The 510-nt window shown below is 46.9% G+C and carries 1 protein-coding gene; it reads left to right on the top strand.

The window, feature by feature from the left end; all coding sequences use genetic code 11:
• Positions 1-510: hypothetical protein (locus tag E1189_RS22255; protein WP_230459847.1), on the top strand; the 510-nt coding region annotated here is incomplete at both ends.

Here is a 510-nt window from a genome sequence, read left to right as displayed (position 1 = left end):
AGATGAATCAGTGACAGTTCTGCGTTTTATGCTGCGGTTTGGGACTGAAGACACTTTGCTAAATCTGTTGCAACAGCTGACCCAGCCAGTAGCGGCTGCTGATTTAAAGCAGACCGACCGATACGGAAGAACCTTACTCCATGATCTGACACAGCATGCGCCAGAACCCGTAGTGAAAGCGGCTGTTCAATATTTTAAGCGGAAGGTTGAACCAGAGCACCTGGAAGCTCAGGATGTTTATAGCTGGACGCCGTTGCATCATCTATTTCAGGTTCATTCAGAAGCATTTATTCTTGAGCTTACAAAACATCTTGATAAACAGATAACACCCAGGTTGCTGACATTGCAGGATCACCGGGGGGCAACCCTACTTCATGTTTTGTATCACCGTGGTTTTTTCAGGGCTGTCACAGAGATTCTGAAACGCATTTCCTATCACTCTGGGGATGCACTTAAACAACGGCTTCTGGTCTTGCAGGATGTCAGCGGAATGAGTCTGCTGCATATCCT

This window comes from Parendozoicomonas verongulae (assembly GCF_009711465.1).
Taxonomy (GTDB): domain Bacteria; phylum Pseudomonadota; class Gammaproteobacteria; order Pseudomonadales; family Endozoicomonadaceae; genus Sansalvadorimonas; species Sansalvadorimonas verongulae.
The sequence above is the reverse complement of the archived record's forward strand: the minus strand, read 5'-3'. Positions and strand labels throughout refer to the sequence as shown.